This is a genomic window from Alteromonas mediterranea DE, from assembly GCF_000020585.3.
GTDB classification, from domain to species: Bacteria; Pseudomonadota; Gammaproteobacteria; order Enterobacterales; family Alteromonadaceae; genus Alteromonas; species Alteromonas mediterranea.
The window spans coordinates 4,256,321-4,276,163 of the sequence record NC_011138.3; the positions used below are offsets into that span (position 1 = coordinate 4,256,321).

General features: G+C 46.5%; 15 protein-coding genes. 5 read left to right on the forward strand and 10 right to left on the reverse strand.

Annotation, left to right across the window (positions count from 1 at the left end; all coding sequences use genetic code 11):
* Window position 1 precedes the first annotated feature (1 nt).
* The 4 genes from MADE_RS18865 to MADE_RS18875 form a co-directional block, all read right to left on the reverse strand.
* Complete coding sequence (locus MADE_RS18865) at window positions 2-886, reverse strand: DMT family transporter (protein ID WP_012520058.1); 885 nt, start codon at window positions 884-886, stop codon at window positions 2-4.
* Window positions 887-893: 7 nt separating this feature from the next.
* Complete coding sequence (locus MADE_RS18870) at window positions 894-1,388, reverse strand: methylated-DNA--[protein]-cysteine S-methyltransferase (RefSeq protein WP_012520059.1); 495 nt, start codon at window positions 1,386-1,388, stop codon at window positions 894-896.
* A gap of 1 nt (window position 1,389) precedes the next feature.
* Window positions 1,390-1,674, reverse strand: a complete 285-nt coding sequence (locus MADE_RS21035) for a DNA glycosylase family protein (RefSeq protein WP_020746814.1) — start codon at window positions 1,672-1,674, stop codon at window positions 1,390-1,392.
* Window positions 1,675-1,861: 187 nt separating this feature from the next.
* Window positions 1,862-2,818 (reverse strand): DNA-3-methyladenine glycosylase 2 family protein, encoded by a 957-nt coding sequence (locus tag MADE_RS18875; RefSeq protein ID WP_232363080.1) that lies wholly within the window; start codon window positions 2,816-2,818, stop codon window positions 1,862-1,864.
* Window positions 2,819-3,039: 221 nt separating this feature from the next.
* On the opposite strand from MADE_RS18875, the gene MADE_RS18880 reads away from it, so the two are divergent.
* Window positions 3,040-4,188, forward strand: coding sequence for a serine hydrolase domain-containing protein (locus tag MADE_RS18880; RefSeq protein WP_012520061.1), 1,149 nt, complete (start codon window positions 3,040-3,042; stop codon window positions 4,186-4,188).
* A gap of 40 nt (window positions 4,189-4,228) precedes the next feature.
* On the opposite strand, the gene speA is transcribed toward MADE_RS18880, so the two are convergent.
* From speA to MADE_RS18905, 5 genes are all read right to left on the reverse strand, one after another.
* A complete protein-coding gene (gene speA / locus MADE_RS18885; protein ID WP_015068415.1) occupies window positions 4,229-6,139 on the reverse strand; it encodes a biosynthetic arginine decarboxylase in 1,911 nt (636 codons plus the stop codon).
* 158 nt (window positions 6,140-6,297) lie between these two features.
* Window positions 6,298-6,726 carry a hypothetical protein gene (locus tag MADE_RS18890; RefSeq protein ID WP_012520063.1) on the reverse strand — a complete coding sequence of 143 codons (429 nt, stop codon included), beginning with the start codon at window positions 6,724-6,726 and terminating at the stop codon, window positions 6,298-6,300.
* A 199-nt stretch (window positions 6,727-6,925) separates the two neighbouring features.
* Window positions 6,926-8,314, reverse strand: a complete 1,389-nt coding sequence (locus MADE_RS18895; protein WP_012520064.1) for an NAD(P)(+) transhydrogenase (Re/Si-specific) subunit beta — start codon at window positions 8,312-8,314, stop codon at window positions 6,926-6,928.
* Between the two features lie 11 nt (window positions 8,315-8,325).
* The gene (locus tag MADE_RS18900; protein ID WP_012520065.1) at window positions 8,326-8,607 is read right to left on the reverse strand and encodes an NAD(P) transhydrogenase subunit alpha part 2; all 282 of its coding nucleotides are present in this window, start codon (window positions 8,605-8,607) and stop codon (window positions 8,326-8,328) included.
* 2 nt (window positions 8,608-8,609) lie between these two features.
* Complete coding sequence (locus MADE_RS18905; RefSeq protein ID WP_012520066.1) at window positions 8,610-9,767, reverse strand: NAD(P) transhydrogenase subunit alpha; 1,158 nt, start codon at window positions 9,765-9,767, stop codon at window positions 8,610-8,612.
* Window positions 9,768-10,309: 542 nt separating this feature from the next.
* On the opposite strand from MADE_RS18905, the gene MADE_RS18910 reads away from it, so the two are divergent.
* The 4 genes from MADE_RS18910 (at window position 10,310) to MADE_RS18925 (ending at window position 16,320) form a co-directional block, all read left to right on the forward strand.
* Window positions 10,310-13,216 (forward strand): TonB-dependent receptor, encoded by a 2,907-nt coding sequence (locus MADE_RS18910; protein ID WP_023559982.1) that lies wholly within the window; start codon window positions 10,310-10,312, stop codon window positions 13,214-13,216.
* An 84-nt stretch (window positions 13,217-13,300) separates the two neighbouring features.
* Entirely contained in the window at window positions 13,301-14,869 is a 1,569-nt protein-coding gene (locus MADE_RS18915; RefSeq protein WP_012520068.1) for a tryptophan halogenase family protein, read from the forward strand.
* Between the two features lie 27 nt (window positions 14,870-14,896).
* Window positions 14,897-15,640, forward strand: coding sequence for a SapC family protein (locus MADE_RS18920; protein ID WP_012520069.1), 744 nt, complete (start codon window positions 14,897-14,899; stop codon window positions 15,638-15,640).
* The gene (locus MADE_RS18925) at window positions 15,619-16,320 is read left to right on the forward strand and encodes a DUF6445 family protein (RefSeq protein ID WP_012520070.1); all 702 of its coding nucleotides are present in this window, start codon (window positions 15,619-15,621) and stop codon (window positions 16,318-16,320) included. Before MADE_RS18920 ends, MADE_RS18925 begins: the two co-directional genes overlap by 22 nt.
* A gap of 218 nt (window positions 16,321-16,538) precedes the next feature.
* Here the strand turns inward: MADE_RS18925 and MADE_RS18930 are convergent, their stop codons facing one another.
* A complete protein-coding gene (locus MADE_RS18930) occupies window positions 16,539-19,703 on the reverse strand; it encodes a TonB-dependent receptor (RefSeq protein WP_232363081.1) in 3,165 nt (1,054 codons plus the stop codon).
* Window positions 19,704-19,843: the final 140 nt, after the last annotated feature.

Genomic DNA, 19,843 nt, shown 5'->3' on the forward strand with positions numbered 1-19,843 from the left:
CTCAAGCAGGTTTAACTTTAAGGCGTTTTCGTTTGAGAACGCCTGTGGTTAACGCCACGCCAAATAGAATCATTAAGCCGCCAACTATCGTTTGTATTGACAAGTGCTCTTGCAGAAATAGTACGCCCCAAATAATACCAAACAGCGGGACCAAATAAGCCACCGTAATGGCTTTGGCTGGGCCTATATCGGCGATGAGCTTGAAGTACAGAATATACGCGATTCCCGTTCCGCCAACGGCCAGTGCTACCGCGTTGACCCACGCATTGGCGCTTGGCATAGTATCGGGCAAAGTGGCTAGCGCGAACGGCGCCAACATAACGCTGGCCATAGCCTGACTACCTGTTGCTACAACCAAAGGTTTAACCCCTTGCAGCCACTTTTTCATCATACACGCAGCAATGCCATACCCCGTTGTGGCAAGCAGCGCAGTGAGAATAGGCAGAAAGCTTACGGCTCCCTCTCCTAACTTCTGCTGACTAATCACTGTTACGCCTAAGAAGCCCACAAAAAGCCCAGCTACAGCAGACTTGCTGAGCCTGTCATCAAGCCATAGCCACGCCACAATAGCGCCAAACATGGGCGCGGTGGCGTTTAAAATCGCGTTTACACCGGCTTCTAAGTGCAGACTGCTGTAATTGAACAACACAAAGGGGATAGCCGTGTTCGCCATACCTACTAAGGCAATGGCCAGCCAGTGATGTTTAATCTCTTTCACCGAACCACGTAACATCAAAAGGGGGAGTAGCACTGCCGTTGCCAGTAACGTTCGAATGGCCACTAATACATAAATGCCAAATTCTGGCGCGGCCACGCGCATAAAGATAAACGATCCGCCCCAAATACCTGCTAACACCAATAGCGAGATAATATCTTTTATTGCCATTCTCTTATCACCACAGCACCCCTTGGGCTCCTTCTAAATTCAGTAAATATTGTTTACGCGATAAACCGCCCGCATAGCCCGTGAGGGTTTTGTTACTGCCAATTATACGATGACAAGGCACCACGATAGCAATAGGATTACGACCATTAGCCATCCCTACAGCACGGACAGCCTTTGGGTTCCCAATAGTTTTTGCAATGTCTAAATAGCTAGCAGTATCCCCGTATTGAACCTGTAACAGAGCCGCCCACACTCTCTGCTGAAATGCCGTGCCCTTGTGGTCTAAAGGCAGGTCAAAGTCTTTTAGCTTTTTATTAAAATAAGCAGCTAACTGCCGGCAAGCTTCCGTGGTTATGTCGTTCGTTTGTTGCTCCGCTTCTTTGACACCTGCGGCCAGTAAATTAGCGTCGTCGTTAATAAAGGCAATAGAAGTCACCCCTTTGTTATTGGCGCAGACTTCAACGAGCCCTTGGGGGCTTTTTATCGACGCTGTGTATATCATGCTAGACCTCTTTTTGTTGATTGCTAAGTTGCCACAACTGAAGGGTTAAATAGCTACGCCATGGTGCGGCCTGTGCAGGTTCTACAGGATATAGCTGCGCCATTTTTCGCACAATTAAATCGCCTTCAAGGTAAACGTCAGGGTTTCGCTCACCTCTCATTTTCAAATAATCTAACGTCCAGGGCCCCACCCCCTTTATTGCCAGTATTTCCTTGTGGTTTGGTACCTTATCATTCAAAAATAAACAGGCAAACTGCCGCACAGCCTCTTTTCTTGCTTGCGGCATACGCAGAAACGCCAAGTTATTCCCCGCAACCGCTTCGGGTGTTGGGAAGCAATAGTATGCTGTTGAGTTGGTATTGTACTTGTCGGATACAGCGCCTTTTTTCCCTAACTGATGTACCAGCAGCGTAACCTGTCCGATGGCCGCTTTAACGCTAACTTGTTGGCCTACAATAGCGCGACATCCACTTTCAAATACACTCCAAGCGCTCGGTNAGCCGTAACCCCGCAGTTAACGCATTATCAGGTAAGCCTGCTTGCTTTAAACTTTCTTCAATAAGCAGTGGGTCAGCGTGAAGGTCGAGTAATAACTTGATATTTTCAATCGTTTTATGCAGGTTGCGTAAATCTGGCATATCAATATGCAACTCAAAGCCATGGCGAGCTTCATTATGCACCGCGTTGAAATAGCCAATACTTTCACCACAAGAAAAATAGCGCCCGTAGCTGTTATCACTAACGACTTCCATACCTGAAATAGCGCGTGCGGCTAAAAACTCTCTGACGTAAGGCCAGTTGTAAGGCGGCCGATAAGAAAGAAACAATGTAATCACCTTTTGGGTAGCGGGCTCTTTTTTCCTTAGCTTAGAGGGCGTGGTAGCACAGAACTGCTCTACCGCACGCTGCAATTGTCGAAGTGACTGATAACCTGCTGTCGTAGCGATATCTGTCATAGACAAATGGGTTTGTTGAATAAGCTGTTTAGCAAATAGCGTACGCTGCATATTGTGAAACTTTTTTGGCCCCATACCTACCGCATTCACCACCAGCTTATTGAGATACCGCTCGCTTATACCAAGGCGCGTCGCAATATCACCCACGCGCTCTGTAGGAAGGGAAGAAAGAAGCGACAACGCCCGCCCTACGGTTGCTCCTACGCCTTTCCACGCGGCAGAGCTTGGCGCGCTGTCAGGCCTACACCGAAAACAAGGGCGATAACCATCTGCCATCGCTTGCGCTGCAAGCTGGTAATAAGTGACATTGTCTTCTTTAGGGAGCCTTGCCGGGCAAATAGGCCTGCAAAATATTCCGGTCGTTTTTACGCCCACAAAGAAACGCCCGTCGAATCGGGGATCTCGGCTAAGCCTTGCCTTTGAAAAGACCGATTCGGTTAATGCCTCGTTTTGGGAAGCCTTGCTGTCAGACATATACTCGCCACGCCCTGCCGCGTTGGATTATCTAAACATAGTGTATCGTGCATTAAGCAAACACGTGCGACAAAATCGGAACTCAATAAAAACAAAAAACGAAAAAGTGACCACAATTAGCGACATTTGATCATTAGGGCCGCTAAACGCATAATAATGCGATAATAATAAAGAACGCCTTGTGGTTGAGTTGGTTTTCCGCAGGCATAACGAGTGACTGTATGCTGAACTCTTTGCGCACCTTGAAGTTGTGCCTGTCTCAATGCTGGCTAGTAGTAATGCTATTCGTAGTTTCACAAAGCGCCGCCGCTGATTGGCTAGACGATTACGCAAGCCACGTAAAAAAAGAAGCGTCTAAGTATAACGTGCCTGGCTATGCCTTTGTTTTTTACGAACAAGGCAAAGCGCCAAGAGTTTATGTGTATGGCAGAACACAAAAAAAAGGCGGTGAAAGCGTTACGCAAGATACTGTGTTCCGTTTAGCCTCTGTCTCGAAAACCTTTACCGCGTTGCTTTCAGCCAAACTCGTAGAGAAAAAGCAGTTAAGCTGGGAAACCCCAATATCTACGTTATTACCCGACATTCCATTTAACGGAAAAGGGATGGGAGCGCTACAGTTACAGCATATAGTGGGCCAATCCAGTGGCTTTATGCCAAACGCTTACGACAATCTTATCGAGGCAGACTACTCATTAGAACGGGTACTTAAATCACTTGGCGAACTTGAGCCTCTGTGTGTACCCGGCGAGTGTTATACCTATCAAAATGCTCTTTTCGGTGCCCTAGAATATTACTTCAGCAACAACAATACGTCGTACTCACGACAAATGCAGGCTAATTTATTCACGCCGTTAGGAATGAATACAGCAAGCGTAGGCAAAGGTGGCCTGTTAGCGTCAGACAGCTGGGCACACCCTCATATTGCTATTGCCAGAAACAAGTGGCGTGAAGGTAAAGTTGAAAGTAACTATTACCGTTTTTCTCCCGCTGCTGGCGTAAACGCTAGCATTTCAGACATGACCATTTACTTGCAGGCATTGCTTGGTGAATTTCCTACCGTTATGTCGAAAGAAATGGTGGACTTTGTTACCACTGAGCGAGTTAGAACTAAGCGCGAAACCTATCGTCGAGGCTGGCGCGGCATGATTGACGACGCTCACTATGGACTAGGCTGGCGTATTTACGATATAAACGGTATGAAACTGAATTACCACGGTGGCTGGGTGAAAGGCTATCGCGCTGATGTTGCGTTTTCACCAGAGCGCAAGGTAGGCTACGTTATGCTGATGAACGCTGAGTCAAATATGATTAATTCCGCCACGGCTGAACTATGGAAGCGCTACTTGAAAAAAGCCGACGCAGCTAATTAATAACTGCATCGGCTTTTATTGGTTAAACCGGCTATTGCGATTACTGTTTTAAGTAGGTGTAACCGGCTAAACAGTTTTCATAGAAATCGGTCCAGCGAACACCTTCACGAGGGTTCAACTTTCCGTCCCATACTTGTCTATCAATCATGCGTTTTACATCTGATGCCATCGCACGAGGGTTATATTGCATAACATTAAGCACATCTTCTACCGAAGAGCCTTTCACTACCTCTTCAATATAGAAGTCTTCAGGGTCGTCATCGTAGCTGTAAATGTGCACTTCGTTTAGGCGACCAAACAAGTTGTGCATATCGCCCATCACGTCTTGGTATGCCCCTGTTAAGAATAGCCCAATATAGTAAGGCTCGTCTTTCTTAAGCGGGTGCATGGGCAATACGTCGGTGATCTCGCGCCCAATAGTGAACTGGTCAATTTTACCGTCGCTGTCGCACGTAATATCAACCAACGAACAGTTCACCGTGGGCTCTTCGTTCATACGAATAAGCGGCACTACCGGCAGAAGCTGGTCGATTGCCCACGTATCGGCAGCCGACTGGAAAACAGAGAAGTTACAAAGGTATTGTGATGACAAACTGTAATCCAATTCTTGTAACTCTTCCGGTACGTATTCTTCGTTGCGATACCACTTCTGTAAGCGGCCCATAATATCCCAATAAAGGGTTTCTATTTTGCCCAACTCTTCTAAGGGTAAAACGCGCAGTTTAAAGGCATCTAATGCCTGCTCTTTGTATTGAGACGCATCGTTATACACTTCGTGCATATTGGTTTGTTCGTCAAAGGTGTCGGCAAGCTCACGCATATTTTTCAAAAAGAAATGTTCACCCTCTGTTGCTGAGGTATCCATCTGTGCCGCGTTGGTTTTAATCTCTCCAACAATTTCGGTAATAACACAGCTATGGTGGGCGGTAATAGCGCGTCCACTCTCACTTACAAGGTGAGGGTGCGGCACACCTTCTAAATCGCACATTTCTTTCATGCCATATACAACATCAGCAACGTATTCTTGCATGCTGTAATTACGCGACGACTCATTCGTTGAGTTACTGCCATCGTAATCGATACCTAAGCCACCGCCCACGTCAACATAGTCTAGGGCAAAGCCCATCTTATGAAGGTCGGCGTAGATTCGCGCGCCCTCTGTAACGGCTTCTTTTACCGCTCGTATATCGGTTAGCTGACTGCCAATATGGAAATGCAATAGTTTCAAGCAGTGGGCCATGCCCTGCTCTTCTAAATAGCGCGCCGCGTTAATAATTTCAGTGATCGTTAAACCAAATTTCGCACGTTCGCCGCCAGAACTTTCCCACTTACCACGACCTTTTACGGTCATTTTTGAGCGAACGCCAATGATAGGCTCAATGCCTAATTCTTTAGCGGTTTTTACAAGCAATAGAAGCTCGGTAAATTTCTCAACAACAACGACAACCCGTCGACCGAGCTTTCTACCAAGAAGCGCTAAACGCATAACTTCGTCGTCTTTGTAACCGTTTAAAATGGTCAGCGATTCTTCGTTTGTATTCATAGCCAGAACAGTAAGCAGTTCTGCCTTAGACCCTGCTTCTAAGCCATAATTATAGGGTTTGCCTGCATCAACAATTTCTTCAACCACTTCACGCATTTGGTTAACTTTAACCGGGTAAACACCTTGGTACTGACCTTGATACTCGGCTTCTTCTATGGCGTGTCGAAATGCTTTGTTTAAGCCTGCAACTTGCGAGCGAAGAATATCGTGAAAACGCACAACAACAGGAAACTGCACGCCTTCTTTGCGAATATCTTCTATTACCGAATTAAAGTCGATTCGAATGCTAGGATCTTCAGGCACAGGGGTAATATGCACGTTGCCATTTTCACCAATTTGAAAATAGCCGCCACCCCATTGAGATACGCCATAGACGCGCTCCGCTTCTTCGATGCTCCAATCTGACAATTTATTCACCTATGTGTAAGTGGGCTAGGCCGATACCTAGCATAGTAAGTGCGAAAACAAGCCGCGTATTATAGTCAACGAAGGACTGAACGCGATAGTTGTTGCGATGTAAAATATCGATTGTCGCGACTAATTTTGTTTATCGAACGTTCAAACGATTAGTTGTAGTCTAGCGCGGTTTGAATGTATTGGACTACCGCTTCATCTGCGCAGTTTTTACCGTGTGTCATAAATACTGTGACATCATGAGTACGTTGAAGTTTAAAGCTAAGTTTATTCGACGATAAGGTAAAGAACTTTTCTGCGATATGATCGGCATCTGTCGTCTCGTCTTCAAGCCACATTTCGCTTAGTTGGTTTCGTCTATCCAACTTCAATGGCGCTTTTATTTGATTGAAGGTATCAGACTTGGGGATCTGCCACGAGCGCATGTCCACAAATAGGTGAAATGGTCTGCCCTTTCGCGTTTTTAGTATTTCAGACAGCGTGGCTAAGTACTGAATATTGGTCGTCATATTCCACTTTCCGCGCAGCGTAACGACTATACAATTTCTAAACTGTTCAATGCGAAAAGGTGCTGTAGACATTTATCGAACTTCTCTATGCGATGAAATGAACAAAATATTTAAGGGCTATAGCAAACACATATTAGTAGCGATAAAAAATAACTACAACTAAAGTTTAATATTCAGGCGATGCGCTTTCTTAATAAAGAAAAAGGCCAGCATTAGGTACTGGCCTTAAAAGACGGAGGTTTACATTATGGAGCCAAGCAAATATGCCCCCTTAATCATCTCCAAATTCCCGGATAATACTGTTGATCGTGTCTTTTGCATCACCTAATACCATGCGCGTGTTGTCTTTGAAAAACAGCGGGTTATCTACACCAGCAAATCCGGCATTCGCAGAGCGTTTTAATACAAAAACGGTCTTAGCACGGTATGCCTCAATCACCGGCATTCCATAAATGGGGCTGCCTTTCATTTCCTTCGCGGCAGGGTTAACAACGTCGTTAGCGCCAATAACAATGACCACATCGTAGTTTTCCATGCGCGGGTTAACATCGTCCATTTCGTATAGCTGATCGTAAGGAACGTCGGCTTCGGCAAGCAACACGTTCATGTGCCCAGGCATACGCCCTGCTACCGCGTGAATAGCGTAATCAACCGTACAGCCGTTTTCTTCTAGCAACGATTGAAGTTCGCGCACAGCATGCTGCGCTTGCGCAACGGCCATACCGTAACCCGGTACAACCAGCACCGCTTGCGCTGCTTCCAATACGTAGAAGGCATCTTGTGCAGCCAGTACCTTAATTTCACCTTCAATCTTTTCACCCGCCTCCACTGGCTTAGCAAAACCAGATAGCAGGACGTTCATCAAGGAGCGGTTCATCGCTTTACACATAATGTTGGTAAGAATAAGCCCTGAAGCCCCTACCAATAAGCCGGTAACGATAAGTATGGTATTGCCTGTAGCAAGGCCTGCAGCACACGCCGCTACACCCGAATAGCTATTTAGTAACGCAATAACCACCGGCATGTCTGCCCCGCCAATGGAGATAGTAGCCCACAAGCCGAAGCTTAAAGACAACGCAATCGCACAGTAAATCCATACCGGGTTACTTGGGTCGGTGGTAAAGAAGTAGCCAATAACCACCATGCCAATTAAGTGCAAAATGCTAAGTTCACGAAGTCCGGTGAAAATCACCGCTTTCGAGCTCATTTTGCCCGACAGTTTACCCCACGCCACAACCGAGCCAGAGAAGGTAACGCCCCCCACTAAAATAGTGAAAAACAAGGTAATAAAGGTAAACGCGCTTTCGGTTTTAAGGGTGATCAGACTCATGCCTGCTAACGTCGCCCAACCCAGAAGTAATGACGCTGCACCACCAAAGCCGTTAAATAGCGAGACCATTTCGGGCATCGCCGTCATTTCAACGGTCTTGGCTTTCCACGCACCAAATGCACCACCAATAACAAAGCCTAAAAGGATAAAGTGATAACTTATGATTTGCTGGTGGAGCAGGGTGACAACCACGGCTACCAGCATACCAATAGCCGATATAAAGTTACCTTTTTTCGCCGTATCAGGATGGCTAAGTAATTTAAGGCCCAGTATGAATAGTGCCGCTGCCATGACATACGCAAGATTTATTACGGTTACGATATCATTCACTTGCGCACTCCTTATTTTTGTTTTTTCTTAAACATGCCAAGCATGCGGTCGGTCACAAGATAGCCACCCACCACGTTTATACTCGCCAGCGCCACAGCTGCCGTGCCCAATATGGTAGTGAGCAAGTTATTATCGCTACCCGACGCGGCTAATGCGCCAACCAGCGTGATACCAGAAATAGCATTAGAGCCTGACATCAAGGGCGTATGCAGCGTTGCAGGCACTTTTCGAATTAACTCAAAACCCAAAAACGCTGCCAAAAGCACAATGAAAAGTAGGTAAATGATTTCCATGATTAGGCTCCTTTGTATGCATTGTTGAGCATATCGTTGGTAATATTGCCGTCGTGAGCTATCACACAGCCTGCAAGAATGTCGTCTTCTAAATTTAAACCAAAGGTTTTGGTTTCATCGTCAAAGAATTCGTCAATCAGGTTATAAATATTGTTGGCATACATATCGGTTGCGGCTTTCGCTACGTACTGACTCCAGTAACCATTGCCAATGACCGTTACACCATTAATCTCAACAGTGTCGCCTGCCACAGAACCTTCTACGTTTCCACCTGACGTCGCCGCCATATCAACCACCACACTGCCTGGTTTCATTAAGGCTAACGTTTCTTTGGCGATGAGAACGGGCGGCTTGCGGCCAAAGAGTTGGGCAGTTGTAATAACAATGTCTGAATCGGCAATAGCGTCACGCTGAGCTTCCTGCTGCTTCGCCTTTTGTTCGTCGGTCAGTTCTTTCGCGTAACCGTCTTTGGTTTGGCCGGTTTCGCCAATATCGATGTTCAAGAACTTGCCGCCCAACGACTCAACTTGCTCTGCCACGACCGCGCGGGTGTCGTAAGCAAGTACATTTGCACCCAGACGCTTGGCGGTTGCAATCGCCTGAAGGCCTGCCACACCAGCGCCAATAATAAATACTTTCGCCGGCTTTATTGTTCCTGACGGTGTCATCATCATGGGTAATATCGACGGCAATTTATTTGCCGCCTGCATAACCATCACGTAGCCAGCAAGGCTTGCTTGAGAACTTAATGCATCCATTTTTTGAGCACGTGAAGAACGGGGGATCATCTCTACAGAAATAGCGGTTAATCCCTTCTCTGCAATAGACTCTATCAGCGGTTGCTGAAAGAAAGGGTCAAGATGGCCTACCACAATGGCCCCTTTTTTCATCAACGCTAACTGCGTATCAGAGGGTTTATTCACAGCGACCAGCATATCTACGGTTGATAACGCCACATTCACATCATCAATAATAGTTACACCAACCTCTTCATATTCTTTATCTGAATAACCTGAGTGCAACCCCGCTCCTGCTTCAAGCAGTAGTGTTGCTCCCTTTTTCACCAGGCGTTGTGCGCTGCTTGGTGTAGCTGCGCATCGCTTCTCCACATTATTTAGCGGATCTGGCGCTTTTGACTCATTTAAAATTATGATTTTCATACGCTTCTCCTCACATTCCGGCTATCTGAGAATGACACCCTTTAAACACGACTAAGCCATTTTATTCACTTATGCCTAGCATTCCCTAGCGAAATTAAAAGCAGTTCAGTCAGTGTCTGCTTTTATTTCACCTTAAATAGCACCGCTTGTTTCGCTTATTTTTCAAGCTAGAGCAACGCAAAGCTACGCTATAAGGGCATACACCACTAGTATCTTTTACTTACGAGTCATAACTAATATTTATATAAAAATGGCATACAGAAGATAAATGAGGCTAACAATCATACATTCACCTTATGAATATTATTTTATTTGTGCATAATTTAAGCAACCGTAAAGGTAAGAAGTGTCTGTCTCCGGTTAAAAAACAACGCCACGTGAGTACCTTTAATTTATTAATTTAAAAAAATGTTAAATAAATTTGGGGGGATTTTACATATTGCGTCGTCTTGATGAATTAACAGCGACATGCTGCGAAATAAAGCCTTGTGGGGTGCACACCACAAAGCACACTAAAATTAACCATTAGGACACACACCATCATGTATAGGAAAACCAAGCTTGCATGCTCAATGGCAGCAGTTTTAGCGTCTGCTATTTCTGCTAATAGTGCATTTGCCCAAAACGCGCAACCCAATAACGACGTAGAAGTGATTGAGGTAAGTGGTATCCGTTCATCGGTTGCAAAATCAATGGATGTTAAACGCAGCTCTGCCGGCGTAGTTGATGCCATAAGTGCCGAAGATATCGGTGACTTCCCTGATACCAACTTAGCTGAATCACTACAGCGTATTACCGGCGTCTCTATCGACCGTTCAGGCGGTGAAGGTCAGCTAATTACCGTGCGTGGCTTTGGCCCCCAATTTAATACGGTATTGGTGAATGGCCGTCAAATGGCGTCAGAAAACGACTCTCGCGCTTTTAGCTTCGACACGATTGCTTCTGAGTTAGTAAGTAGCCTTGATGTGCATAAAACGTCAACGGCCACAATGCAGTCTGGTGGTGTAGGCTCTACTATAAATATTAATACCGCACGCCCATTTGCGTTAAACGGTTTTAAAATGGCGGGTTCTGTAAAAGGCGTGTACGACGAAAATAGCGAAGAAACCACGCCTCAATTCTCTGGCCTTATCAGCAATACTTTTAACGATGATACCTTCGGTGTATTGCTTGCCGTCTCACACCAAGAACGTGAAACTCGCTTAAATCAGGCACAAATGGACGGCTGGTTAGAAAACGTCGGCGTACCAAACCCCGTTACACAGTCAGGCGAAGCTTGGACAGGCAATGTATTTTCACCGCGCAACTACGATCACAAAGTCACCTTTGAAGAGCGCACCCGTACTAACGCCAACTTAGTATTCCAATACGCCCCTAACGATAAGCTTGTGGTTACAGCAGATGCCCTGTATTCCGATTTTGACGTAGAGTCAGAAGCGACGTCATACGGCCATTGGTTTACCGCACCTAACATTCAAGGGGTGGGTGATGACGGTAGCTTATTTGACGAAAACGGCAATCGCCGCAGTCCGACAGTTGATGCAAACGGCACCATTATCGACTTGTATCAAGAGGTGGGTTTGGCGACAGATATGCACGCCAAAACGTTCGATCGTTTAACTGATACTTATGCCATCGGTCTGAACTTTGATTATCAGTACTCAGATAACTTAAACCTATCGTTCGATTTAAGTCATTCAGAAGCCGAACGCGAAGCCAATAACGGTGGCGGCGATCAGCTATCACTTATTGGCTATGCCAACCGCGTACGCTTCCAAGTCGACGACAATATCCTGCCTGTTGCTAGCATGTTTGCCTCGCCAGATGCCAATATTTATAGCGGTCAACAGGAGTTAGATGGCGCTATTGTTACAGGTCCTGACGGCTTCCCTGCCTACAACGGTGCACTAACCCCCGATGGCGTAAGCAATCACCTTGATGAAGCTAACAGCCGTGCCCACGTAATGCTGCGCCGCGGATGGGCAGTAGAAGACGAAGTGAGCCAACTGCGATTTGACGGTGAGTACGTAACCGACGGCAGCGGCTTAACCGAAATTCGCTTTGGTGCACAATACAGCACCGAAACCAAATCACTTACGCGTTGGGACAATGAAGGTGTAGGCATACACTGTACTTACTGTGGTTATCCAGATTTACCGGAAATACCAGCAGGTAGCCAATACGTTTTTGACGCGGGTAGCGACTTCCTTTCTGACGTAAGCGGAAGCGGCCGTATGCCAACCTCTTGGCTTGCCCATGATGGCGAAGCCAACTTTGCGTTTTTAGAATCTTACTACCAAAGCGTAAACGGCGAAGCTATTAGTTTTGATGCGGTACGCCGTAATAATAGCTTTGAAGTAGAAGAAGATATTATCTCAACGTACCTTGAGTTCGATTTCGAAGGTGAAGTAGCCGACATGTTCTTAAGCGCAACTGCAGGCGTGCGCTATGAATCAACCGACGTCACGGTTAACGGAACGCAAGCCCCAATAACAGGCTTAACTATTCTAGATCAAACCGAAATGCTCGCGGGCTTTGGTGATGCCCAAAGCATTGCCACTGAGTCTGATTACGATGTTTTGTTGCCAAACTTCAGCGTACGTTTAGAAATTACCGACGATTTAATTGCGCGCTTTGCGGCAAGTTCAACCATTACCCGCCCCACGCTAAACAGCATGTCGCCGGTAACGGTAATTACGACTACCCGTCAAGGTGGCGACTTAACCTCAACCAGTGGTAATCCTGCGCTAGAGCCGTTTAAGTCAGATAACTTAGACTTGTCGCTTGAGTATTACTACGACGAAGCAAGCTATGCGTCAATTGGTTACTTCAGAAAGCTCGTATCAAACTTTATTGTTAATAGCCAAGAAGACAAAACCTTCGAGCTTGCTGACGGCAGTCTGCTAACAGACCCGTCTACAGGAGCGAACGCAAGCGCACCAGATGCGGGTGACGACGTGGCGGTGTTTACCAATACGCTACCCAATAACGGTGAAGACGCCACGGTAGATGGCTTCGAACTTGCGCTTCAACACACCTTTGATAACGGCTTTGGTGTACTGGCTAACGGTACCATTGTTGACAGTGACGCCGAGCTAGACCCGTTCGATATTAACCAAGTATTTGCGCTAACCGGTTTAAGTGATTCTTACAACTTGGTGGCATTTTATGAAACTGACGACTATCAAATTCGTCTTGCCTATAACTGGCGTGACAAGTTTGTTCAGTCGTTGACACAAGGGCAGGGTGACGGCCCAACCATTGTTGAGTCTTATCAACAGCTTGACATTAGCGGTAGCTACAGCGTGACAGACAATGTAGAAATTTTCTTTGAAGGTATTAACCTTACAGAAGAATTTGTGCATAAACGCGGTCGCTTCTCTAATCACTTGCTGTTGGTTGAAGACAGCGGCAGACGTTGGGCCTTCGGTGTGCGCGGAAACTTTTAGTTTCGCGTAATTGGGGCCGGCATTTGTTGGCCCCACATTCGTGGCTACCCTTTGGTAGCCACAGTTTTTATTCAGGAACACAGTATGACAACAGCAACTCCCATAACGCACATTGTAGTAGTCGGTGGCGGCAGCGCAGGGTGGCTTACGGCTGGTCGTATTGCAGCGCAGCATCAGTGCGCTACCCGCAAAGACATTAAAGTAACCTTAGTAGAAAGCCCCAATGTGCCTATTATTGGCGTGGGTGAAGGCACTTGGCCTACCATGCGCTCAACACTAATTGCATTGGGTATTAGCGAAACTACATTCATCAAAGAGTGTGACGCCACATTCAAGCAAGGCGCAAAGTTCGCTAAATGGACTACCGGTGAAGAGAGCGATTTTTACTACCACCCTCTTATGCTGCCCCAAGGGTTTTCGCAAACTAATTTAGGCCCTTACTGGCAGACGGTAGCACCAGAATTAAACGAATCTTTTTCCCATGCAGTGTGTGTACAAGAAGCTATATGTGAAGCAGGCTGCGCACCTAAAAGCATACGCCACGCAGAGTTTGCAGGCACCGCAAACTATGCTTATCACTTAGATGCAGGAAAGTTTACCGCCTTTTTAACCAAACACTGCACTGAAAAACTAGGTGTACACCATGTGCTGGCCGATGTTAACCACGTCGAAAGCTTTGATAACGGCGATATTAAAGCCCTTCATACCGAGCAAGGGGTAATAGTAGAGGGCGACCTTTATGTTGACTGTACCGGCTTCAAATCTATGCTGCTTGGCGAACACTACAAGGTGCCGTTTATTCCCTGCGACGATGTACTTTTTATCGACCGCGCGTTGGCAGTACACGTACCTTACGACACGCCACAAAGTCCTATTGCCTCACACACTATTTCCACCGCACAAGACGCCGGTTGGATTTGGGATATTGGTTTGCAGTCGCGCCGTGGCGTAGGTCACGTTTATTCCAGCAGGCACCAAAATAAAGATGAAGCCTATGCTCGCCTAGACACTTACGTTCGCCAAACCAGTTCTTTAAATGGTATAGACGATATAAACGTAAAAGATATCACCATTCAAAGTGGACACAGACAGCGCTTTTGGCAGAACAACTGCGTAGCCGTTGGCCTAGCGGCGGGTTTTTTAGAGCCTTTAGAAGCCTCTGCCTTAGTACTGGTTGAACTGTCTGCCTCAATGATTGCCGAACAATTGCCTGCAAATCGCGCTGTGATGGCTATTGTGGCGAAGCGATTCAACGATACTTTTTCGTACCGTTGGCAGCGAATTATCGACTTTTTAAAACTGCACTACATGTTAAGCAAGCGAGAAGACAGTGCATTTTGGCGAGACAATCGCGATAGTCACACCATTCCGGACTCATTAAAAGAATTACTGGCGTTGTGGCAATACCACCCGCCCAGTGACAAAGACTTCACCAGCAATAATGAGGTATTTCCCGCGGCAAGCTATCAGTATGTGCTGTACGGTATGGGCTTTACCTCTCAACTAGGTACGCATCAGCAATGGGTGAACGCCGACTTTGCCAAGCAACAGTTGATGCAGAACAGGAAAGCACGCAGCATGGCGGTGGAGAAACTGCCTAAGCATCGCGAGCTTATCAATAAAATTCACCAATTCGGCCTGCAGGCCGTTTAACAGTAAAACAATAAAAAGGACTGGCGTATGACAAACATGGTTGCCATTAACAACAAGCTGCATGCAGGCCTTAAAGTGACCGACGACGCATTATCCCTAGGGGCCAATCAGCACCTTGTGCCGGTAGTGGTGTCAGAGCTTAGCAAACTTATCGTGCACTACCCCGTAGTCATTACCAAATTCGATGATTCTGGACAATTTGGCTTATCTGCCTTGCTAGGGTTTGAAGAAAAGGAAAACCTATTTTGGCAGCAAGGTGAATGGGATGCAGTTTATATTCCCGCGCAGTTTGAACGCTTGCCTTTTTATGCAGGAACAGAAGCACAAGGCGCTGACAGCAGTGACCGGGTGCTGTGCATTGATATGGATAATGCCTCAGTAAGCGAAGAAAAAGGAACGCCGCTCTTTGATAACACAGGAGAGCCTAGCAGCTACCTGTTAGAGAAGCAGCAGATCCTTGCTCAGCTTCTTGACGGTGAAACGCAAAATCAGCGTTTTATTGCCGCGCTGCAACAGCATAACCTTATTACACCATTCACTCTAGATATTACCTTTGAAAACGAAAGCAAAACGTCTATAACAGGGTTATATACCATTGACGAAGACAAGCTAGCCGCGCTTAGCGCTGACGCGATTGCCGATTTACATGCACGAAACATGTTGCAAAGCATTTACACGATGGTAGCGTCAAACGCACAAATCTATGCCCTTATCGACAAAAAGAACAAGGCGAATAAAAACGCAGACGCATGGTTTCAAACTACGAATTAATAAGGGTTGGCGAGAGCGCCACCCCCGTTGTTGTAATTGATGATTTTATCCCAGACCCGCATGGCTTGGTTGAGACCATAGCCAGTCATCATCAATTCATAAAACGAGAAGGCGATTTTTACCCTGGCGTGAGAAGTCACGCACCTGTGGGGTATGAAGCACACCTAAACACCTCGTTACCCGCACTTTTCAGCCAGCTTGTTTCGCATAATGATATGCAGGATGTTGGGGTAGAAAAGCCGCCACAGATAGCGTTAGTACAACTCTCTATTGCTAATCAAGACCCAAAAACTCTATCGCCCATTCAATGTATTCCGCACATTGATACGCAAAAGGATAACGAGTGGGCATTGGTGCACTATCTTTTCAACGACCCCTTGGGCGGCACCGCATTTTACCGGCATATTGAAACCGGCTTAGAACGCGTTGATGCAGCCCAGTACGAAGGTTATTTCAAAACCTTAAAACGCCAGGCCACCACCGTCGGGCTGCCGCCTAAAGCCTATATCAATGGTGATTCCGCCATGTTTACTCAAATTGGCCGCATTGCGCCTAAATACAATCGCGCCGTATTGTACCCCGCCAACCTGCTACATAGTGGGTGTTTACCCAACGATATTTCGGGCTCTATTGATGTAAAAAAAAGCAGATTAACCGCAAATGCCAGTGTTATTTTTTAACCCTTACCGTCACTTATTTAAGGCCAAAGGCTGCTACTGAAGCCTTATTAGTAGCAGCATTCGCATCAACCTTTGTCTGTTTGAACCTGTTAAACATGAAAGTTTGTTCACGAAAAAAGGTGATCGAAAGCAACTGTGGAAAGAAATAGAAGCGTTAGAAAAGGCTTCACTGAAAAGCTAAGACGCCAAGCACTGTTAGCGTCGCATGCAAGATACACTCAGTAAGTAATGTTAACGCCTAACGCATAGCGGGCTCCAGCATCTTGCACTAGTAAAAGGTGGTTACTGAATCTGCCACGTTTATGCACGGTTTCGTTGGTAATATTTATGCCTTCAAAAAATACCGCGACCTTCGGGCTGAACTGGTATGAAAGGCTCATATCCCATTGCTCGTAAGGACTCACAAAGGTGGGCTCGGTGCTCTGCGTTTGATTAAGCGACTGTAAAAATCCCTCTCGCTGGTTCCAAGCCACACGCCACTGCAGCGCGTCCTTCTCGTAAAACAGCACCATATTTTTCGCGCCAGATAGCCCGGTAAGCGCAAAGGTTGAACGAATGTTGGCGGTGTCTAATTCAGCGTTGCTGTCTACAAAGCTCGCATTGGCCTGAATTCCCCACCCTGAGTCGCCAAACAAATGCTGCACTGCTATCTCGACCCCTTCGACCGTTGCTGACTCGCCATTGCTTGGAGATATTACGGAAAACTGCGCTAACGCATCGGCATCGTCAGCCGCGTTTGGATTTGTTCCGGTACTAGGGTCGGTCACGTTATTAAAGGTTTGCGTACTGCTTTCATTAACAATGAAATTGTCTACCGTTTTTCTAAAGTAACCTGCCGATATATAGCTATTTTCTTGGTAGTAATGCTCCACAGCCACATCAATATTTTTTGCCTCAAATGGCAATAGCTGTGCGTTTCCGATACGCGCCCGCAAATCGCCACCTTGTCGCGTTGTGGTATAGGTTACACCCGGCGCCATCTGCTCTAAGGTTGGACGGGTAATACTGTGATTGTAAGCCGCGCGAAATACCCAGCTATCTAACCAGCTGGCTTTAAAACTTACGCTAGGTAAAACATTGGTGTAGTTTGACGATTCATCAATACTTACCGAGGCGCCGAATTCTTGCCCCAGTTCGGTTTGGTCTAAAATAACTAACGCCGACAACTGTTCGTCGACACCACTTACTTTTACGTCAGTATACTCAGCCCGTAGCCCTGCATGCACATCAATAAACCAAGGCGCAAAATCCTTTTCAATAGCGGCTTGAACATATCCCGCATACACGGTTTCCTTAACCGCGAAAGAACTCCCCCGGGTTTCAGCGGCTAAACTGACATCACCAGCGTTCTCCAAGTAACGAAATAATGTATCGCCGTCGTGACGCAGCCACTGATGAGGTATGTTCTCATGCCCACTAATTGACCCAAGAAAATCGTCGCCTGCGTCAAATATGGTTTGAAAGCTATCGGGAATATCTGGTGCATCAAAATAGCCACAAAAACTACAGTGTCTTGCGTCGGCTTCGTTGTCTCTTCTTTCGTTGGCTTTTTCTCGCTGAGTTAATGCTCCGCCAACGTCAATTTTGCTAAACCAGTTATCGTCGCCAAGCACGCTTACATTGATTTTTGCTTGCCCTATATCGTCGTCAACACTCCATCCTCTGCGCAGCATCACATGAGAACGGCCGTTAGCTGGGTCTAAGTAATGGGATACCCCCACTGGCTCACCCAAAGCGTTAACTTGACGAGGGTTGGCTTGTTCAAAGCCCGATATAGCCGGCAATATATTTGACTGAGTATGGTCGAATGAAGAACGATTTAAGTAGCCGATAAGAGAGAGTGAATTGCCCTCTCCGTTGTTGTCATCGACATTAGCCATTGAATAAGACAGATCAGCATCAACAATTACGCTATCGCTCGCGATATAGTTTGCTGCAAAACCGAAGCTTTTCAAGGTCGATGAACGGTTAAATGTGCGCGCGTGAAAGTCGGTGGCGTGCCCACTGTTTTGTGAAAAAGCCACCGCCGTGCCGTTTTTATCAACCGTAACATCTTCAAGATTACTCGATGTAAACCAATGCCCCATTGAGGTTGCCGAGGTCTCCACATCGAATGTCGACCCCAGATAGTCGGCAGTAAGCTCTAGCTTGTTGTTAGGTCTATACTGTAAAACGAGTGCAGACCCCGTACGGGTCCTATCGTCAAAACGCACTCTTTGATCGTAATTTCTGGGAACGTATAGCGTAGGAACGTCTTCAGAAAGCTCACTTTCAGGTACGTTAGTATTCACCAACCATCCATCGATTTGCGCTTCTTCTAACCGCGCTTGGCGCTTGTGCTGAGTAAAAGAGGCTAGAATACCAAACGAGTTATTTAAGTAGGTGTTGCTGAACATGGCAGACGTTGAAGGCGCGTATTGTTGTGAGTTGGTATCGTACTGCATTTTGACGCTGCCAGCCGCCCGCATTCCCTTGAAGGATAAAGGTTTAGCAGTTTGAACATCGATCGTAGCGCCAATGCCACCCGACTGCATGGTCGCCTGACTTTGTTTGTGTACGGTTACACTGCTGACAATCTCAGAAGCCAGTGTATCAAAACTGAATTCGCGCCCGAGCTTATCGGTTGCCATAGGCCTGCCGTTTAATAAAACCCGATTAAATTCCGGCCCAAAGCCCCTCACCGTAACAAGTTGCCCTTCCCCTTCTGCGCGGTCGATAGATACGCCAGACACACGCTGCAGCGCTTCTGCGAGGTTCTGATCGGGGAACTTCCCCATATCCACCGACTGGATAGTATCAATGATGACATTCGCGTTGCGTTTAATCCCCACCGATTGAGCAACACGCGCTCGCAAGCCCCTTACTTCAATGTATTCAATGTCGTAACTACCTTGCTCATCCGGTACGGTCACCAAGCTATCGTCTTGTGCGGTAATGGCGTTAAACAGGCGACCTAGCAAGTGATTGTTTTCATCGCCATCGCTAGCAGGCACTATTTTTATGCGTGTGTTATCAACAATGTGAGCACTCAGACCCGTACCAGCTAAAAGCTTTTTAATTGCCTCCTGCGGCGTATAGTTACCACTTACTTCGTTGGCAAAGACGTGTCTGACTTTATTGAAGGGAAAGACAACGGTCAGCTCGGCTTGATTGGCAAACGCGATGATTGCCTCGTCTGCACTTTGTGCAGGAATAGAGAAATCAATTGCGGAGAGCGGCGATGTATTCTGTGTAATCACTTCAGCTTGTTGGTGAGGCAGCACTGGCTGTGCAATAACAGTGTGACTTGCGCCGAACGACACCATACACAGCGCAACCGTTAAAGCCTTGGGCTTAAAAGGTAGCATGATTAATGAGTTGTTTGGGTTATTAGCCACAGGCATATTTGTTCTTACGCTATTGTTATTATGATTTTGGGGGAGTTTTTGACGCGCCTGCGTCATTCTACTCTCTGTTGAATGCTGTTGTTGTAAACCAGCGACGCATTATATACAACCTATTAACAAATTTAATTTTTTAGCGA